The following is a 17041-nucleotide window of genomic DNA, read 5'->3' as shown; positions in this document are numbered from 1 at the left end:
GCCAAAGCACGTTCATTGTCGGATCGTCGGTGTCGGCATAGGGACCGCCGCCGACGATCGTCATCCCGAACGTCCCCTGCGACGCGCCCATGAAGCGGGCGAATTCGACCTTGTCCTTGATCGCGGACACCTGCGCGAGGTCGGCCATCAGCGGCTTGGCGCCCAGCGCCTCGACCCGCGCTTCGTCGGCGAAGCTCTGGTACAGCCCCCCGACCTGACTCGTCGCGGGCGCGCCGGTGACCAGCTGGCGCAGCTGGCGCTGGGTCAAATTATAGACATCGTAATCGACTCCCGCCGACGCCTGGTCCGCCGGAATCTCGGTCCTGGCGAACCAGCTGCCATTGGCGAAGCGGTCGAAATCGTCGCCCGGCTTCACCGACGTGTCGCGCGCGTTCAGGTCCACGCCCCAGCTGCCGAAGGTCAGCGCCTTGAGCGATGCATCGTCGGTCGCAGGCGCATCGTCGCCCGTCTTCGCCATGATCGACGCGCTCGGCGCCTCGTCCTTCGCCAGCACCGGCGCGGCGACAAGCGCCGCCGCGATCGCGAGGCCGGCGGCCCCTGCAAAATATGTCTTCATTCCCCAGCTCCTTTCGCGCGCCACCCCGGTCCGTGCGGGCGGCGAACAAGCCATATGTGTCCGCCCGCGTCCCCGACGGGTCAAGCGAGGGGCGGGCCGCTGGTCGAAACCTCCCGAAGGTTGGTGGAAATTGTCGATCACGGCAGCCTTCCAGCGTCCGGCAGATCACCGGGAACCGAGCGCTTCCAGTCTGCGGTCACCAGGATAAAAGAAGATCGCCGGCGGGCCATTATCGAGGCCGAGAAGGCTTCGCGCCTCAGCGACGCAATGTCGTCGTTCCGTGCACCGGCTCTTTGCCGATAAAATTCAGTCGGCTAAAGATTCAGCTGGCCGATGCTCGTTGCGATTCCTGCAGCTCGATCTTCTTCCTCTCGGTTTCCTGACGAATGATATCGACGCAGCTCGCGTCTATTTCCTGCTCCACTCTATACCAATTTATCGAGAGCTCCGCCCGTTGGCTGGTATCCGACACCTCGTAAAAGCTTGGGGCGGCCTTGGACGTCCCCGAAGTCAATCGACCGATGCAGAACATCAGCGATTCATCGATGAGCGGCGACGTCGCAATTTTTTCAACTGCTTGAGCCACTGCCTTTATCATTTCGCCATTGATCTCGGACGCGCCGACACCCCCGGTCGTCGGGTCAATGCCACGCGTTGATGCTGAGCCTCCACGGATAAGGCTCGACGCAAGATTTGTCGCTTCAGCCAAACTGTCTTCGGCCTTCTTTAACGCCGCCTTCGCTGTCGCCTCCTCGGTTTGGAGGAGCAGGCACTTTTCAGGATCGGCCTTGCTATCCTTGGCACCCTCTGCTTCCGTAGACGCGGAATCGCAAACTCCTGCCTCCTTGCCCTTTTCGAGTGCCAATTTACTCGCGGCGTGAACGGCTTCCGCATCATCGCGGCGTTTCATATTATCCCTGATCAGCTTGGCGGCTTCCTCTCCCGAGAAATGACTGGCCATTGTTGCCGGGCCAGCAATGATCGTGGCCTTGGGGCGGATTGCACCGGTCAATTGCTCGATGGCAAGAACAGTCACCATCGACTTCTGGTCTCTGGCGGCTTGGATCGTAAACTGATTTTCGTTGATCGCGCCTGAAAGATACCGCTCGCATGTCCGATACATCGATTCACGCAGCAAGTTTACGGTCTGCGTGCGTTCGATCGTCGCTGCGGTTTCGGCGATGGCGCTGTTGAAACTTCCCTTTGCCTCGGTCTCTGCCACACCGAGGTCTGCGCCAATACTGCTGGCATACGCACTGAATATGTCGGGCGCCGCCTCCGCACACATGCGCCACCCAGATTCAGAAAAAGCACGGTTGGGAGACACTAACAAATGACGCTGCTTCGCATCGACCGAGATGATCACCGCAGGCGATCGCTTTTCAGGCTTTATCTCTCTTCTCTGAAAAGAGTCCGAATTCTCTTCATAAACTGCTGGCTGGCTTGCGTTCACCGACGCGCTTCGATGAATCGAATTCAATTTCGCGCAGGCGCCGAGCGACATCAAAGCGCCGATCGCAACGGCTGATTGCAACACAACACGCGAAGGCTTCGCTGCCTCGCGGATCAGACTCTTACCGTTCATAATGCATCGCCCCCCAAGATCAGCATTGCCAGTGAAACCGGCGGCGGCGAAAGGTATAGGACCAAAACGACAAATCAGGCCGCTTGCGTATTTCTACTTAACCCCCATCTTCGCTCGAACGCACGCCCCCTTGCGCCACAAGAACAAATCTGGAACACACGCCTCCCATGAGTCTCACCCATATTTCGGTGCGCGGCGCGCGCGAACACAACCTCAAGGGCGTGAACGTCGACCTGCCGCGCGATGCGCTGGTCGTCATCACCGGCCTGTCGGGCAGCGGCAAGTCGTCGCTCGCTTTTGACACCATCTATGCCGAGGGGCAGCGGCGCTATGTCGAGAGCCTCTCGGCCTATGCGCGCCAATTCCTCGAGATGATGCAGAAGCCCGATGTAGAGCATATCGACGGGCTGTCGCCGGCGATCAGCATCGAGCAGAAGACGACGAGCCGCAACCCGCGCTCGACCGTCGCGACGGTGACCGAAATCTACGACTATATGCGCCTGCTGTGGGCGCGCGTCGGCATTCCCTATTCGCCCGCCACCGGCGAACCGATCAGCGCGCAGACGGTCAGCCAGATGGTCGACCGCGTGATGGAATTGCCCGAGGGTACGCGCGCCTATCTGCTCGCCCCCGTCGTGCGCGGCCGCAAGGGCGAGTATAAGAAGGAACTCGCGCAGTGGCAGAAGGACGGCTTTACGCGCGTCCGCATCGACGGCGAATTCTACGAAATCGGCGAGGCGCCGGCGCTCGACAAGAAATACAAGCATGACATCGAGGTCGTGGTCGATCGCATCGCGGTGCGCGAAGGGCTCGGCACGCGGCTCGCCGACAGTTTCGAGACCGCGCTCAAGCTCGCCGAGGGGCTGGCTTATGTCGACCTCGCCGACGGCCCCGTCCCGGGCCGCGAGGAAGAGGATACCGGCGGGGCGATGAAGGGCGCCGGCATCCCCGCGAACCGGCTGATCTTCTCCGAGAAATTCGCCTGCCCCGTGTCGGGCTTTACGATCGCCGAGATCGAACCGCGGCTGTTCAGCTTCAATGCACCGCAGGGCGCCTGTCCCGCGTGCGACGGGCTGGGCGAGCGGCAGGAGTTCGACCCCGACCTGGTCGTCCCCAACCATGCGCTGAGCCTGAAAAAGGGCGCGGTCGTGCCGTGGGCGAAATCGAACCCGCCCTCGCCTTATTATATGCAAGTGCTTGAAAGCCTGGGCAAAGCCTATGGCTTCGACCTCGCCACCCCGTGGCAGGACCTGCCCGGCGAGGTGCAACTGGTCATCCTCTACGGCACCGGCGGCAAGCCCGTCGAACTGACCTTCAAGGACGGCAAGCGCAGCTATACGACGCACAAGGCGTTCGAAGGTGTCATCGGCAACCTCAACCGCCGGATGTTGCAGACCGAGAGCGCATGGATGCGCGAGGAGCTGTCGAAATACCAGACGCCGCAGCCGTGCGAGACGTGCCACGGCGCGCGGCTGCGCCCCGAACCGCTCGCGGTGAAGATCGCCGGCGAGAATATCAGCCTGTCGGCACAGCGCTCGGTCGCCGACGCGCTCTTATGGTTCGGCACGCTCGAGGAGAAGCTGAACGACACGCAGCGCCAGATCGCCAAGGCGATCCTGAAAGAGATCAACGAACGGCTCGGCTTCCTCAACAATGTCGGGCTCGATTATCTCAACCTCAACCGCACCAGCGGCACCTTGAGCGGCGGCGAAAGCCAGCGCATCCGCCTCGCCTCGCAGATCGGATCGGGGCTGTCGGGGGTGCTCTACGTCCTCGACGAGCCGAGCATCGGGCTCCACCAGCGCGACAACGACCGGCTGCTCGCGACGTTGAAGCGCCTCCGCGACCTCGGCAACACGGTGATCGTCGTCGAGCATGACGAGGACGCGATCCGCCACGCCGATTATGTCGTCGACATGGGCCCCGGCGCGGGCCTCCACGGCGGCGAGATCGTCGCCGAGGGCACGCTCGACGAGGTGCTGGCGAGCGACAAGAGCCTGACCGCGGCGTATCTCAACGGCACCAAGCGCATCGAGATCCCGAAGCACCGTCGCAAGGGCAATGGCTTCGACCTGGTGCTGAAGGGCGCGCGCGCGAACAATCTCGACAATGTGACGGTCAAGATCCCGCTCGGCACCTTCACCTGCGTCACCGGCCTGTCGGGCAGCGGCAAGTCGAGCCTGATCATCGATACGCTCTATGCCAGCGCGGCGCGCGTCCTCAACGGCGCGCGCATGGTCGCGGGGCCGCACGACAGCCTGAAGGGGCTGGAACATTGCGACAAGGTGATCGACATCGACCAGTCGCCGATCGGCCGCACCCCGCGATCGAACCCCGCGACATACACCGGCGCCTTCACCGTCATCCGCGACTGGTTCGCGGGTCTGCCCGAAAGCCAGGCGCGCGGGTACAAGCCCGGACGCTTCAGCTTCAACGTCAAGGGCGGGCGCTGCGAGACCTGCACCGGCGACGGGCTGATCAAGATCGAGATGCACTTCCTGCCCGACGTCTATGTGACGTGCGAGACGTGCCACGGCAAACGCTACAACCGCGAAACGCTCGAGGTGAAGTTCAAAGGCTACAGCATCGCCGACGTGCTCGACATGACGGTCGAGGATGCCGCCGACTTCTTCAAGGCGGTGCCCGCGATCCGCGACAAGATGGCGATGCTCGTCCGCGTCGGGCTCGGCTATATCAAGGTCGGGCAGCAGGCGACGACGCTGTCGGGCGGCGAGGCGCAGCGCGTCAAGCTCGCCAAGGAACTCTCGCGCCGCTCGACCGGGCAGACGCTCTATATCCTCGACGAGCCGACCACCGGGCTGCATTTCGAGGATGTACGCAAATTGCTCGAAGTGCTGCAGGCGCTGGTCGAACAGGGCAACAGCGTGATCGTGATCGAGCATAATCTCGACGTCATCAAGACAGCCGACCATATCGTCGACATGGGCCCCGAGGGCGGGGTCAAGGGCGGCGAAGTCGTCGCCGAGGGCACGCCCGAACAGGTCGCGAAGAACCCGCGCAGCTATACCGGGCAATATCTGGCGCCGATGCTGGCGGCGGCGAAGTAGCGGGCGCGGCCGTTCCCTTGACGTGCCGCCTGGCAGCGTTCGGCGCGCCCGGTCAAGGTTACCGACACATGACCCCCGGCCGATTTCGCGCTGGCAATGCGGTCATCTTCTGGCACAAGGCACGGCTACGCGTCGGCATGTGGCCCACGCTATCGTGGAGAGACATTTCATGGCGACCGGTACAGTCAAATGGTTCAACGGGACCAAGGGTTATGGCTTCATCACCCCCGACAGCGGCGGCAGCGACGTGTTCGTGCATATCTCGGCGGTCGAACGCTCGGGCCTGAGCGACCTGAAGGACAATCAGAAGGTCAGCTACGACGAGGAAACCGACCCGCGCAAGGGCAAGACCAGCGCGGTCAACCTCGTCGCGCTTTGAGAACCAGCCCCCTCCCGCGTGCGGGAGGGGTTTTTCTATACCGCGCCCCACACCGCCGAGAGCGGGTAGAGCGCGATCAGCCAGATCAGGCACCCCAAAACCACGCGCCGGTCCTTCGCGCAGATCGCTAGCGCAGAGACGGGGAAAAAGCTCCATGTCACGACCGCGTTGCGCAGGTCGAACGCGGGGAAGGTCGCGAGCCAGGCGACGCTGGCGAGCAACGCGATATTGCACAGCAGCACCGCGCCGATCACGCGGCGGCGCTGCTTGTCGAAATGGGCATTGAGGTCATCCCACGCCTCGGCATCGTCGGGGAATACCAGGCTGGCGGCGATGAAATAGAGCGCGGTGACGAGGAAGCCGCCGAACAGCACGGGCCAGCTGATCGGGACGAGGTCGCGCACCGCCCAGCCGTACATCCAGAAGGTGACGACGTCGCACGACACGAACAGCCCGAGCAGCGCGGTCGGCCAGCCGATGCGCACGCGGTGGCTGGCCTTGAGCGCGCGCGCCAGCCCGCCCAGTCCCTCGGCGAGCGCGAGGCCGAGGATCAGCCCGAACAGCGAAAAGACGAATTCGAACCCGCTCATAGGCCCCCGCGATTCGCGCCGCCGCCGGCCGCGCCGACGCGCGTCGACAATCGAAAGGTCACAAAGGTCACGCCACGTACCCCTTCTGTGTCGCCCCTCGCGACGCGCTGCCCGCGCATGCGCCGCACCAATCCGCCCTGAGGGCGGCCGCCCGTTTGTCGATGAAATGCCCCAGCCACACGCAACGCTGGCACAGCGGCATAATGTAGGAAAGCGTTTTTGCGGCAGCGCTTCCTCATTTCGTCACGGCGGCTCCCCGGCCCCGCCGGGAACGGGCATCGCTCCCCTTTGAGCCCCGCTTGAGAAGGCGGGATGGCTGGATGGCTGGGGAAATGATTATCTCACGCGAAGGCGCAAAGGCACCAAGAAGGAAGAAGAAGGATTATCTCACACAAAGACACAAAGAGGGCAGCCTGTGGCGCCGCTGTGGCGTGTCGATCGGGCGACCGGGACTTATGGCCGGACTTTGTCCGGCATTGAATCAAGCCGGCGGTCGTTCGGCAATCGGCCGTCCGCGCCAAAACCGACCCTCTTCGTGTCTTTGTGTGAGATTTTGAAGCCCTCAGCAGGCGAACACGACGCGGGAAACCGCACGCACCCCCTTTGGCGCCTTTGCGCCTTTGCGTGAGATATTTCTTCCTAAGCCCCCATCAGCTTCGCGGTCATATCCTCGGCGGCATAGATGCGGATCGCGGGCGGCTGCGGCGACAGCGCGCGCATTTCGGCGACGAAGGCGCCCGACGCGGGGACCGCGAAATGGGTGCGCACCGCGTCGATGCTCTCCCACTCCTCGACGAACATCAGCCGGTCGGGGTTTTCGACATCGACGTGGCAGTTGTGGGCCAGACACCCCGGCTCGCCGCGCGACCGCTCACTATGCTCGGCGCCGAGCGCGATCATGCGCTCGCGATGCTCGGGGGTGAGGATGACGTGGCCGGTGATTAGGATCATGAGCGACGCGTATCATCATCACGATAGGGCGTCGACGTATTGCTCTACGTATTTGTCGACGCGGTCGCGATTGTATTGCATTAGACATGCTCATTCACAGGAAGAAGATCGGCGACCAAGTCGATCAACTCGTCAAGCGTCTGGCTAGCTCTTTGTTCGTCGATCTGAGACAGCGTAACCATATAGCGAACATCGTCCGTTTGTAGCATCGAGCCCCTCCCCCAAACCGACGTCGACCCCTCCGAATCAATCGTATGTTCCGTCGCCTGACTATGCCTACTAAGGGCGCGCTGCAACATATTGTCTATAAGGCGGGCCAAAAGCAGGCGGAACTGCGCACCTCGAAGGGCCATCTTTAACTCCCAATACCGCCACATACACCCCATCTGTTCCCTTTATGTTCTTAAAGGCTTCGCGCGCCGATTGCAAGCCGACGAACAAAGACGCCCCAACGCGCTTGTCATGACACTTCCATGACAATCCCTGTCACAAATACGTCACACAAAACCCCCATTGGCCACTCAGCGAGTCGCCGCGGGGGTGGTGGTTCGCTCCGTTAGCGACCCCCGACAGGATCATTTCATGGCCAAGAATTTCGCCCTCATCGCCGGCGCCGCGACCATCGCGCTGGCGCTTTCCGCGTGCCAGGACCAGGCGTCCTCGGGCGGCGCGGCGCGCGATTATATCAGCGCCGTCGGCTCGTCGACCGTCTATCCCTTTGCCACCACCGTCGGCGAGAAATTCGCCGAGGCGACCGGCAACAAGACGCCGAAGATCGACAGCACCGGCACCGGCGGCGGCTTCGAGCGTTTCTGCTCGGGCGTCGGCGGCGACACCCCCGACATCGCGAACGCCTCGCGCCGCATCAAGAAGAAGGAATTCGACACCTGCGCCAAGAATGGCGTGACCGAGATCGTCGAAATCCAGATCGGCATCGACGGCATCGCGCTGGGCGAAGCGTCGCGCGGCCCCGGCTTCAAGCTGTCCGAAGAAGATGTCTATAAGGCGCTGGCCGCCAATCCTTACGGCAAGCCGAACACCGCCAAGACCTGGAAGGACGTCAACCCGGCGCTGCCCGCGGTCGCGATCTCGGTCTTTGGCCCGCCGTCGACCAGCGGTACCTATGATGCGTTCAAGGAGCTGATCCTGGGCAAGGGCTGCGACGCCAATGCCGAGATGAAGGCGCTGAAGGACAGCGACAAGGACAAGCATGAGGCGGTCTGCACCGCGCTGCGCGGCGCGCCCTTCTATGTCGAGCAGGGCGAGAATGATAATTTGATCATCTCGAAGCTCGACAAGAACCCGACCAGCCTCGGCATCTTCGGCTTCAGCTATCTCGACGCCAACAAGGACAAGATCAAGGCAGTGCCGGTGCAGGGCGTCGCCCCCACCTATGCCGCGATCGCCGACGGCAGCTATCCGGGTTCGCGCCCGCTGTTCATCTATGTGAAGAAGAAGCATGTCGGCGTCATCCCCGGCCTGGCCGAATATGTCGCCGAATTCCTGAAGGGTTCGGGCGAAGGCGGTTATCTGGGCGCCAAGGGCCTGATCGTGTCGCCCAAGGACATCGCCGCGACCGCCGCCGCGAATGCCAAGGGTATGACCGTGCTGAACGGCGCCGAGCTGAAATAAGACTCTCCCGCAGGCGGCCGGGGATGGGCCTCATCCCCTTCCCGGCCGCCGCCTTTTTCTTCTTCCTTCCCCGCTCGTGCTGAGCTTGTCGAAGCACTGTCCTTCCTTCTGGCGACGTGCGACAGAAAGAACGGCCCTTCGACAAGCTCAGGGCGAACGGAAGTTGGTTTATAGTCATCAAATTGCCACGCCCGCCCGCTTTGGGTCGCGGCGGGCCAGATGATAACGGGGACATCGTGACTTTCAACGCCGCCGCCTTGCTGCTCCTGATCGCAGGGTTAGCCCTGATCGGCTGGATTGCCGGTCGTGCGCGGTCGAACCTGCTCGCGGGACGCGCGCAGGCCAAGCTGCACTCGCGCCCGCAATATCATGGCTGGTATGTCGCGCTGTGGCTCTTCGCCCCCGCCGCGCTGTTCCTCGCCGTGTGGAGCGCGGTGTCGCCGGGGCTGATCACCAACGAGGTGCTGGCGAGCGAGGCGGCAAAGGAGCTGCCCGCCTTTGGCTTCGAGCGCGGCGCGATCCTGTCCGACGCGCGCAACGTCGCGCAGGGCAAGCAGGAAGCGGTGCGCATTGCCGCCGCGACGCCGCTGGTCAAACCCTATGCCGACGCGACGCACCGTTATGCGTGGATCGGCATCGCCGCGATGCTCGCGCTGGCGCTCGCGGGCGGGCTTTACGCCTTCACGCGCATCAAGCCCGATTTCCGCGCGCGGACGCGGGTCGAGAAGATCGTCATGCTGCTGTTGCTGCTGGCGTCGCTCGTCGCGATCCTGACGACCTTCGGCATCGTGCTGTCGCTCTTGTTCGAATCGATCCGTTTCTTCCGCCTCGTCTCGCCGACCGAATTGCTGTTCGGCACGCAGTGGGCGCCGACGAGCGGCGCGCCGCAGCCCGACACCTTCGGCGGCATCCCGCTGTTCTGGGGCACCATCCTGATCGGCGCGATCATCGCGATGATCGTCGCCATTCCCATTGGCATGATGAGCGCGGTGTACCTGACCCAATATGCCAACCCGCGCGTGCGCAAATGGGTGAAGCCGTGCCTCGAGATCCTCGCGGGCGTGCCGACCGTCGTTTACGGCTATTTCGCCGCGCTGACGGTTGCTCCTGCTTTGCGCGAATTCGCGGTGGCGATCGGCATCCCCAACGCCTCGACCGAAAGCGCGCTCGCCGCGGGCATCGTGATGGGCGTGATGATCATCCCCTTCGTCTCGTCGATGGCCGACGACAGCATCAACGCGGTGCCGCAGGCGATGCGCGACGGATCGCTCGCGCTGGGCGCGACGCCAAACGAGACGATCCGCCAGGTGCTGATCCCTGCCGCGCTGCCCGGCGTGATGGGCGGCATATTGCTCGCGGTCAGCCGCGCGATCGGCGAGACGATGATCGTCGTCATGGCCGCGGGCCTGTCCGCGAACATGACCGCCAATCCCTTTGCCAGCGTCACCACGGTGACCGCGCAGATCGTCAAGCTGCTGACCGGCGACCAGGAATTCGACAGCGCCAAGACGCTCGCCGCCTTTGCGCTCGGCCTCGTGCTCTTCGTCGTGACCTTGCTCCTGAACATCGTCGCGCTGCGCATCGTCAAAAAGTATCGCGAAGCTTATGAGTGACATGACCTCCCCCACCGACTGGAAGGGCGGCGCGATGCAGAGCCGCATCGCCAAGCGCTATGCCGCCGAACGCCGTTTCCGGCTGTTCGGGCTGGCGGCGGTGCTGCTCTCGGGCCTGTTCCTCGCCTTCCTGCTGTTCACGATGGTCGGCAACGGCCTGCGCGGCTTCACCTACACCAATGTCGAAGTGCCGGTCGACTTCAAGGCGATGCCGCTGACGGTCGACGCCGCGCGATTGTCGGACCCCGATGCCGACCAGGTGATCGCCAATGCCGGCCTCGCCGACATCGTCGCCTTTGCCGCCGACGAGGCGCTGGGCGACGGCGGGTCGGCGATGATCAGCGAAAATGCGTGGAAGGAAGTGCGCAGCGCGATCAAGGACGATCCCGAACTGCTGCAGGGCAAGACCGTCTTCCACCTCCCGACCTCGTCCGAGGTCGACATCGCCGCCAAGGAAGGCGCCAAGGGCGACCTCGGCGCGAAGGTCGAGGCGCTCGAACGCGACGGCAAGCTGTCGACGGGCATCCATTCGCCCTTCTTCAAGAACGCCGACGCCACCGACCCCGCGGTCGCGGGCATCTGGGGTGCGCTCAAGGGGTCGGTGCTGACGATCCTGATCGCCTTCCTGATCGCCTTCCCGACCGGGGTGCTCGCCGCGCTCTATCTGGAAGAATATGCGCCCAAGAACCGCTGGACCGACCTGATCGAGGTGTCGATCAACAATCTCGCGGCGGTGCCCTCGATCATCTTCGGCCTGCTCGCGCTCGCGGTGTTCATCAACTGGTTCGGCATCTGCCAGGCGAGCGCGCTCGTCGGCGGCTTGACGCTCGCGCTGATGACGATGCCGGTGATCGTCATCGCCAGCCGCAACGCGATCAAGTCGGTCCCGCCCTCGATCCGCGACGCCGCGCTCGGCGTCGGCGCCAGCCCGGTGCAGGTGGTGTTCCACCATGTCCTGCCGCTCGCGCTGCCCGGCATCCTGACCGGCACGATCATCGGCATGGCGCGTGCGCTCGGCGAAACCGCGCCGCTGCTGCTGATCGGCATGCGCGCCTTCATCGGCGACGTGCCGAGCGGCATCTGTTCGCCCGCGACGGTGCTGCCGATGCAAATCTTCCTCTGGTCGGACGAGGTCGACCGCGGCTTCGTCGAAAAGACCTCCGCCGCGATCATCGTGCTGCTCATCGTCTTGCTGTCGATGAACGCGCTCGCCATTTATCTCCGCAACAAGTTCGAAAAACGCTGGTGAAGCTGAAGACATGATCATGACCCAAGAAGACCTGACCATTACCGACCCCAAGATGACCGCCAAGGGCGTGAACGTCTTTTACGGGGAAAAGCAGGCGATCAACGATGTGTCGATCGACGTCGGCACCGACCTCGTCACCGCCTTCATCGGCCCGTCGGGCTGCGGCAAGTCGACCTTTCTGCGCTCGCTGAACCGCATGAACGACACCGTCGCCGGCGCCAAGGTGACCGGGCGGATCGAACTCGACGGCGAGGACATCTATGCCCCGTCGATGGACGTGGTGCAGCTGCGCGCGCGCGTCGGCATGGTGTTCCAGAAACCGAACCCCTTCCCCAAGTCGATCTATGACAATGTCGCCTATGGCCCGCGCATCCACGGCCTCGCGCCGAACAAGTCGGACCTCGACGGCATCGTCGAAAAGGCGCTGACCCGCGCCGGCCTGTGGGACGAGGTCAAGGACCGGCTCGCCGAAAGCGGCACCGCGCTGTCGGGCGGCCAGCAGCAGCGCCTGTGCATCGCGCGCGCGATCGCGGTCGACCCCGAAGTCGTGCTGATGGACGAGCCCTGTTCGGCGCTCGACCCGATCGCCACCGCGAAGATCGAGGAACTGATCCACGAATTGCGCGGCAAGTTCGCGATCGTGATCGTCACGCATAACATGCAGCAGGCGGCCCGCGTGTCGCAGCGCACGGCTTTCTTCCACCTCGGGACGCTGGTCGAATATGGCAAGACCACCGACATCTTCACCAACCCGAAGCAGGAACGCACCAAGGACTATATCACCGGCCGCTACGGTTAAGCCCCGGCCGAACAAGGACTGAACGATGGCAATTGTGAATGATCATACGGTCAAGGCCTTCGACGAGGACCTGAACCGCCTCCGCGGCCTGATCAGCGAAATGGGCGGCCGCGCCGAACAGGCGCTGCTCCAGGCGATGACCGCGCTCAACAAGGGCGACCTCGACCTCGCTGCGCAGGTCGTGCGCGACGACAAGAAGATCGACGCGCTCGAGGCCGAAGTCGAACAACTCGCGGTCCAGACGATCGCCCTCAGGGCGCCGATGGCCGACGACCTGCGCGAGATGATCGCGGCGCTGAAGATCGTCTCGGTCGTCGAACGCATCGGCGATTATGCCAAGAATATCGCCAAGCGCGTCGCGCTGATGGACCAGACGCGGTCGATCGAGGCGATCCCGCTCCTGATGTCGATGTCGAACATCGTCGTCGAGCTGATCCACGACGCGCTCGACAGCTTCGCGGCGCGCGACGCCGACCTCGCGGTGCGGGTCACGGTGCGCGACAAGAATGTCGACGATTTCTATAACAGCATCTTCCGCACGCTCGTGACCTTCATGATGGAAAATCCGAAGCTGATTTCGGAAAGCGCGCATTTGCTGTTCGTCGCCAAGAACCTCGAGCGCATGGGCGACCATGCGACCAACATCGCCGAGATGGTCTATTATGTCGTAACCGGCGGCCGGATGGAGGAGCGCGAGCGCGGCGAGCAGCCCGAAGACGGCGCCGCGGAACAGGAGCAAGGCTGATGCCGCAGCCCGACCTGCTTCTCATCGAAGATGACGAAGCGATCGCCGAACTGATCGTGTGGCACTTCGCCCGCGAAGGCTTTTCGGTGCGCCAGACCCCCGACGGCGAGCAGGCGCTCGTGCTGGTCGACGAGCGCGTGCCCGACATCGTCCTGCTCGACTGGATGATCGAAAGCCTGCCCGGGATCGAGGTATGCCGCCGCCTGCGCCGCAACCCGAAATCGGCGAATGTCCCGATCATCATGCTCACCGCGCGCGGCGAGGAAGAGGACCGCATCCGCGGGCTGGAAACCGGCGCCGACGATTATGTCACCAAGCCGTTCAGCCCGCGCGAACTGGTCGCGCGCGTCCAGGCGGTGCTGCGCCGCCTGCGCCCTGCACTCGCGGGCGAGATGCTTGCCTATGCCGACATCGAGCTCGACTCGGTCGCGCACAAGGTCGTGCGCGGCGGGCATATCGTGAACATGGGTCCGACCGAGTTCCGCCTGCTGCGCCATTTCATGGAGCATCCGGGCCGCGTCTTCTCGCGCGGGCAATTGCTCGACAGCGTGTGGGGCCAGGACAGCGACATCGAACTGCGCACCGTCGACGTGCATATCCGCCGCCTGCGCAAGGCGATCAACCTGCCCGGCACCGCGGACATCATCCGCACCGTGCGCTCGGCGGGCTATGCGCTGGATGCCGGCAAGGGGTGATTCCGAGCGTTGTCTGCCGTTGAGTGATGCGCTGATATCCCCTTCCGCTTGCGGGAGGGGCAGCGAGACTTGGGCGCTTGCGCCCTAGTCGCAGCGGGGAGGGTTTAGGCGACGCTACAGGCCCTCCCCCGACCCCTCCCGCAAGCGGGAGGGGAGATCGACGGCCGCGTCTCACCTAAAAACGGCCTTCGCCTTCGAGGGGCCGCGACCCCAGCTCAGTAAGTAAACTGCACCCGCGCCCCAACGACATCGACGCCATAGTCGCGGTCGCCCGCGACGGCGATGGCGGCGTCGCGATAATTCAGCCGCGCATATTCGGCCATCAGGCGCATCCAGCTGGTCGGCGACCAGACGATCGACGCCATATAGCCCTTTTGCGTGCCGCCGGTGATCCCCGCATCGTTGAGGTCGAGATAGTCGTAGCGCGCGTTGACCTGCACCGCGCCGATCCCGCCGTCGCCGAGCGGCTTCTTCGGCTTGATCGCGCCGAACTGCCCGCCCTTCAGCGGGCGGCTGTCGCCCTTCGTCAGGAAGAAACCGACCTCGGCATAGGCACCAAAGAAGGTCGGGTCGCTCGCGCCGTCGCGGCTGGCATGCTGCCAATAGGCTTCGCTTGCGAAATGGAACGGGCCGTTCACCGCGGCGGCCTCGACGCCATAGGTCTGCTCGCGCTCGGCGAACAGGCCGGGGGTCGCGATATAACGGGTCTCGGTCGAATGGACGAGCGGGCGCTGGCGATAACGCACGGGTACAAGTTCCGAATCCTTGCGATGCTTCCAGTGATAGGCCGCCCCGAGATGAAGCTTGGTCTTGCCGAGCGTCGGCATCCAGACCGCGCGCATATCGACCGTGATGCTGTTGTCCTTTACATCGTCGAGCTGGATCAGCGGATCGGTGGCGACGCCGGCGTTGATCTGGAAATCACCCTTGGCATAGCCCGCCGACAATCCGGTGCGCCGCGAGAAGTTGAACGCGGTGACGAGCGCGGCGCGTTCGGTGAAGCTGGTATTGAGGTCGCTCGTCATGTCGTCGAGCGGCGAGAAGAATTTCTGCTGCCCCGCGGTGACATTGATGCCGTCGCCGTTCCACGCGACATAGGCGTCGACGAATTCGATCGGATCGGCGGTGAACTCCCCCTCGACGCGCGCCGAAAAGCCGCCCGGCATCTTGATATCGACGCCGAGCTGGGCGCGCCGGATTTCTTCCGAATTGCCCGTGCCGGCCAGTCCCGCCGGGCCGCTGACATTGGCGAAATCATATTGCAGGCGCCAGCGCGGCTTGAACTCCCATTCGGACTTCTTCTCGGGCGCCTTTTCTTCCTTGGCCTCGGCGGCCGGGGGTGCCTTGTTTTCGGGTCCCTGCGCGGTTTCGGCGGCGAAAGCGGGCGTTGCGACCGGCAGGACAAAGGCGGCGGTGGCAAGCAGGATGTGGCGCATCGGGGAATTGCTCCATTGCGTAAGGGTGACAATCTCGCGGCGCTGTTATGACGAGTCTGTGACAGTTGCACGTCATTTGCATGACATTTTCATTGCAGCCGGTCCTTTTCCGATCACCCCTTGCCTGTATGCGGCGAACGGCTAAGGACGGGCCAGTTTTTTCGGGCAACCTATCGAATTGCCCTTTCGGGAGATCATCATGACGATCAAATTTGACGGCCGCGTGGCTATTGTGACCGGTGCCGGCGGCGGGCTTGGCCGCGCCTATGCCCTCGAGCTCGCGCGCCGCGGCGCCAAGGTCGTGGTCAACGACCTGGGCGGTTCGCGCGACGGGACGGGCCATTCGGACGCCGCGCTGCAGGTCGTCGAGGAAATCCGCGCCGAGGGCGGCACCGCGATGTCGAACGGCGGCAGCGTCACCGAATATGAGCAGATGGTCGAAATGGTCGCCAAGGCCAAGGAAGAATGGGGCGGCGTCCATGTCCTGATCAACAATGCCGGCATCCTGCGCGACAAGAGCTTCGCCAAGATGGAACCCGCCGATTTCGACCTGGTGCTGAAGGTGCATGTCAGCGGCAGCGCCAATGTCACCAAGGCATGCTGGGACTTGATGCGCGAGCAGGCCTATGGCCGCATCCTGATGACCGCCTCGTCGACCGGCCTCTATGGCAATTTCGGCCAGGCGAATTATGGCGCGGCGAAGCTGGGCCTCGCCGGGCTGACCAAGACGCTGCACCTCGAAGGCGCGAAATATAACGTCCGTTGCAACACGATCGCGCCGGTCGCGGGCACGCGCATGACCGAGGATATCTTCCCCGCCGAGCTGTTCGAGAAGTTCACACCGGAGAATGTCGTCCCCGCCGCGCTCTACCTCGTCAGCGAGGATGCGCCGACCAACATGATCATCGGTGCGGGCGCTGGCGCCTATCACGCCGCCTATGTCACCGCGACCCCCGGCGTCGCGCTGCCCGAGGACGAGCGCACCCCCGAGGGTGTCGCCGCGGCGTGGGAAAAGATCATCGACCGCACCGGCGAGATCGTCCCGCAGTCGGGCAGCGAACAGTCGATGATCGTGATGAAGGCATTGCAGGCGCTCGGCTGATGCGTTCCGCCATCCCGGCACGCGCCGGGATGGCGATCGCCGCCGGCGCCATAGTGTATTGACACAGCAATACGCGTATGCCATAAGCGTCGCGGGGCAAGGGGATCGGACAGAAGGACGACCCCAATGTATAGCGAAAGCGACCTGCAAGCCGCGGTCGACGCAAAGGTGATGACGCCGGAGGCCGTGGCGGCCTTCCGCGCCCATATCGCGTCGGTGCGCGCCGCTCCCGGAGCGGATGAGGAATCATTCCGCCTCATCACCGGTTTCAACGACATCTTCGTCAGCATCGCCGCGGTGATCCTGCTCGTCGCGGTGGGCTGGATCGGCCAGTCGATCCATCCCGCCCTCGCCGGCATCGGCGTCGCCGCGACCGCCTGGGGCCTCGCCGAATATTTCACCCGCCAGCGCCGCATGGCGCTTCCCAGCATCGTTCTCGTCCTCGCCTTTGCGGCGGGCGTGTTCGGGGCGATGGTCGGTTTCCTGATCAAACATGGCGAAGCGATCTTCGGCAACCATCCGAACGAGACGATGATGGCGGTCGTCGCCGCGGGCATGGCGCTGGTCACCGCGACCGCGACCTGGTTCCACTGGAAGCGCTTCATGGTGCCGATCACCGT

General features: G+C 63.9%; 13 protein-coding genes and 2 pseudogenes. 10 read left to right on the top strand and 5 right to left on the bottom strand.

The features are described from left to right. Both B1A78_RS14460 and B1A78_RS14455 read right to left on the bottom strand, forming a co-directional pair. Window positions 1-577, bottom strand: a pseudogene (locus B1A78_RS14460) (M13 family metallopeptidase N-terminal domain-containing protein); the annotation flags it as partial. A 322-nt stretch (window positions 578-899) separates the two neighbouring features. Next, entirely contained in the window at window positions 900-2162 is a 1263-nt protein-coding gene (locus B1A78_RS14455; protein WP_144037841.1) for a hypothetical protein, read from the bottom strand. Between the two features lie 167 nt (window positions 2163-2329). Here B1A78_RS14455 and uvrA point away from each other — a divergent pair, with 167 nt between their 5' ends. Together uvrA and B1A78_RS14445 are read left to right on the top strand one after the other, a co-directional pair. Next, window positions 2330-5230, top strand: coding sequence for an excinuclease ABC subunit UvrA (gene uvrA / locus B1A78_RS14450; RefSeq protein WP_077147637.1), 2901 nt, complete (start codon window positions 2330-2332; stop codon window positions 5228-5230). A 169-nt stretch (window positions 5231-5399) separates the two neighbouring features. Next, a complete protein-coding gene (locus B1A78_RS14445; protein WP_077147636.1) occupies window positions 5400-5609 on the top strand; it encodes a cold-shock protein in 210 nt (69 codons plus the stop codon). A 35-nt stretch (window positions 5610-5644) separates the two neighbouring features. Here the strand turns inward: B1A78_RS14445 and B1A78_RS14440 are convergent, their stop codons facing one another. Beyond that, window positions 5645-6199 (bottom strand): hypothetical protein, encoded by a 555-nt coding sequence (locus B1A78_RS14440; RefSeq protein WP_077147635.1) that lies wholly within the window; start codon window positions 6197-6199, stop codon window positions 5645-5647. A gap of 639 nt (window positions 6200-6838) precedes the next feature. After that, a complete protein-coding gene (locus tag B1A78_RS14435) occupies window positions 6839-7150 on the bottom strand; it encodes a putative quinol monooxygenase (RefSeq protein WP_077147634.1) in 312 nt (103 codons plus the stop codon). A gap of 582 nt (window positions 7151-7732) precedes the next feature. On the opposite strand from B1A78_RS14435, the gene B1A78_RS14425 reads away from it, so the two are divergent. From B1A78_RS14425 to phoB, 6 genes are all read left to right on the top strand, one after another. Continuing rightward, window positions 7733-8782: a substrate-binding domain-containing protein gene (locus B1A78_RS14425; RefSeq protein ID WP_077147632.1), complete on the top strand. Its 1050-nt coding sequence runs from the start codon at window positions 7733-7735 to the stop codon at window positions 8780-8782. Window positions 8783-9018: 236 nt separating this feature from the next. Continuing rightward, window positions 9019-10395, top strand: a complete 1377-nt coding sequence (gene pstC / locus B1A78_RS14420; RefSeq protein WP_077147631.1) for a phosphate ABC transporter permease subunit PstC — start codon at window positions 9019-9021, stop codon at window positions 10393-10395. Continuing rightward, entirely contained in the window at window positions 10388-11644 is a 1257-nt protein-coding gene (gene pstA, locus B1A78_RS14415; RefSeq protein ID WP_077147630.1) for a phosphate ABC transporter permease PstA, read from the top strand. Before pstC ends, pstA begins: the two co-directional genes overlap by 8 nt. Window positions 11645-11660: 16 nt before the next feature. Continuing rightward, window positions 11661-12443, top strand: a complete 783-nt coding sequence (gene pstB / locus B1A78_RS14410; protein WP_218667985.1) for a phosphate ABC transporter ATP-binding protein PstB — start codon at window positions 11661-11663, stop codon at window positions 12441-12443. A 25-nt stretch (window positions 12444-12468) separates the two neighbouring features. Further along, window positions 12469-13188: a phosphate signaling complex protein PhoU gene (phoU, locus tag B1A78_RS14405; RefSeq protein WP_372236884.1), complete on the top strand. Its 720-nt coding sequence runs from the start codon at window positions 12469-12471 to the stop codon at window positions 13186-13188. Beyond that, window positions 13188-13883: a phosphate regulon transcriptional regulator PhoB gene (gene phoB / locus B1A78_RS14400; protein ID WP_077147627.1), complete on the top strand. Its 696-nt coding sequence runs from the start codon at window positions 13188-13190 to the stop codon at window positions 13881-13883. Before phoU ends, phoB begins: the two co-directional genes overlap by 1 nt. A 215-nt stretch (window positions 13884-14098) precedes the next feature. On the opposite strand, the gene B1A78_RS14395 is transcribed toward phoB, so the two are convergent. Further along, window positions 14099-15319: an OprO/OprP family phosphate-selective porin gene (locus tag B1A78_RS14395; RefSeq protein ID WP_077147626.1), complete on the bottom strand. Its 1221-nt coding sequence runs from the start codon at window positions 15317-15319 to the stop codon at window positions 14099-14101. 199 nt (window positions 15320-15518) lie between these two features. Here B1A78_RS14395 and B1A78_RS14390 point away from each other — a divergent pair, with 199 nt between their 5' ends. After that, on the top strand, window positions 15519-16421 hold the full coding sequence (locus tag B1A78_RS14390; protein ID WP_077147625.1) for an SDR family NAD(P)-dependent oxidoreductase: 903 nt from the start codon (window positions 15519-15521) through the stop codon (window positions 16419-16421). A 126-nt stretch (window positions 16422-16547) separates the two neighbouring features. Beyond that, window positions 16548-17041: pseudogene (locus B1A78_RS14385) on the top strand (hypothetical protein); the annotation flags it as partial.

This window comes from Sphingopyxis sp. KK2 (genome assembly GCF_001990265.1).
Classification (GTDB): domain Bacteria; phylum Pseudomonadota; class Alphaproteobacteria; order Sphingomonadales; family Sphingomonadaceae; genus Sphingopyxis.
Note: the sequence above shows the minus strand (reverse complement) of the source record. Positions and strands in the feature narration are given on the sequence as shown.

Excerpts from the sequence above, each read along its gene's own strand:
- B1A78_RS14455 (WP_144037841.1), bottom strand. The coding sequence starts at position 2,162 with ATGAACGGTAAGAGTCTGATCCGCGAGGCAGCGAAGCCTTCGCGTGTT.
- uvrA (WP_077147637.1), top strand. The coding sequence starts at position 2,330 with ATGAGTCTCACCCATATTTCGGTGCGCGGCGCGCGCGAACACAACCTC.
- B1A78_RS14445 (WP_077147636.1), top strand. The coding sequence starts at position 5,400 with ATGGCGACCGGTACAGTCAAATGGTTCAACGGGACCAAGGGTTATGGC.
- B1A78_RS14440 (WP_077147635.1), bottom strand. The coding sequence starts at position 6,199 with ATGAGCGGGTTCGAATTCGTCTTTTCGCTGTTCGGGCTGATCCTCGGC.
- B1A78_RS14435 (WP_077147634.1), bottom strand. The coding sequence starts at position 7,150 with ATGATCCTAATCACCGGCCACGTCATCCTCACCCCCGAGCATCGCGAG.
- B1A78_RS14425 (WP_077147632.1), top strand. The coding sequence starts at position 7,733 with ATGGCCAAGAATTTCGCCCTCATCGCCGGCGCCGCGACCATCGCGCTG.
- pstA (WP_077147630.1), top strand. The coding sequence starts at position 10,388 with ATGAGTGACATGACCTCCCCCACCGACTGGAAGGGCGGCGCGATGCAG.
- pstB (WP_218667985.1), top strand. The coding sequence starts at position 11,661 with ATGACCCAAGAAGACCTGACCATTACCGACCCCAAGATGACCGCCAAG.
- phoU (WP_372236884.1), top strand. The coding sequence starts at position 12,469 with ATGGCAATTGTGAATGATCATACGGTCAAGGCCTTCGACGAGGACCTG.
- phoB (WP_077147627.1), top strand. The coding sequence starts at position 13,188 with ATGCCGCAGCCCGACCTGCTTCTCATCGAAGATGACGAAGCGATCGCC.
- B1A78_RS14395 (WP_077147626.1), bottom strand. The coding sequence starts at position 15,319 with ATGCGCCACATCCTGCTTGCCACCGCCGCCTTTGTCCTGCCGGTCGCA.
- B1A78_RS14390 (WP_077147625.1), top strand. The coding sequence starts at position 15,519 with ATGACGATCAAATTTGACGGCCGCGTGGCTATTGTGACCGGTGCCGGC.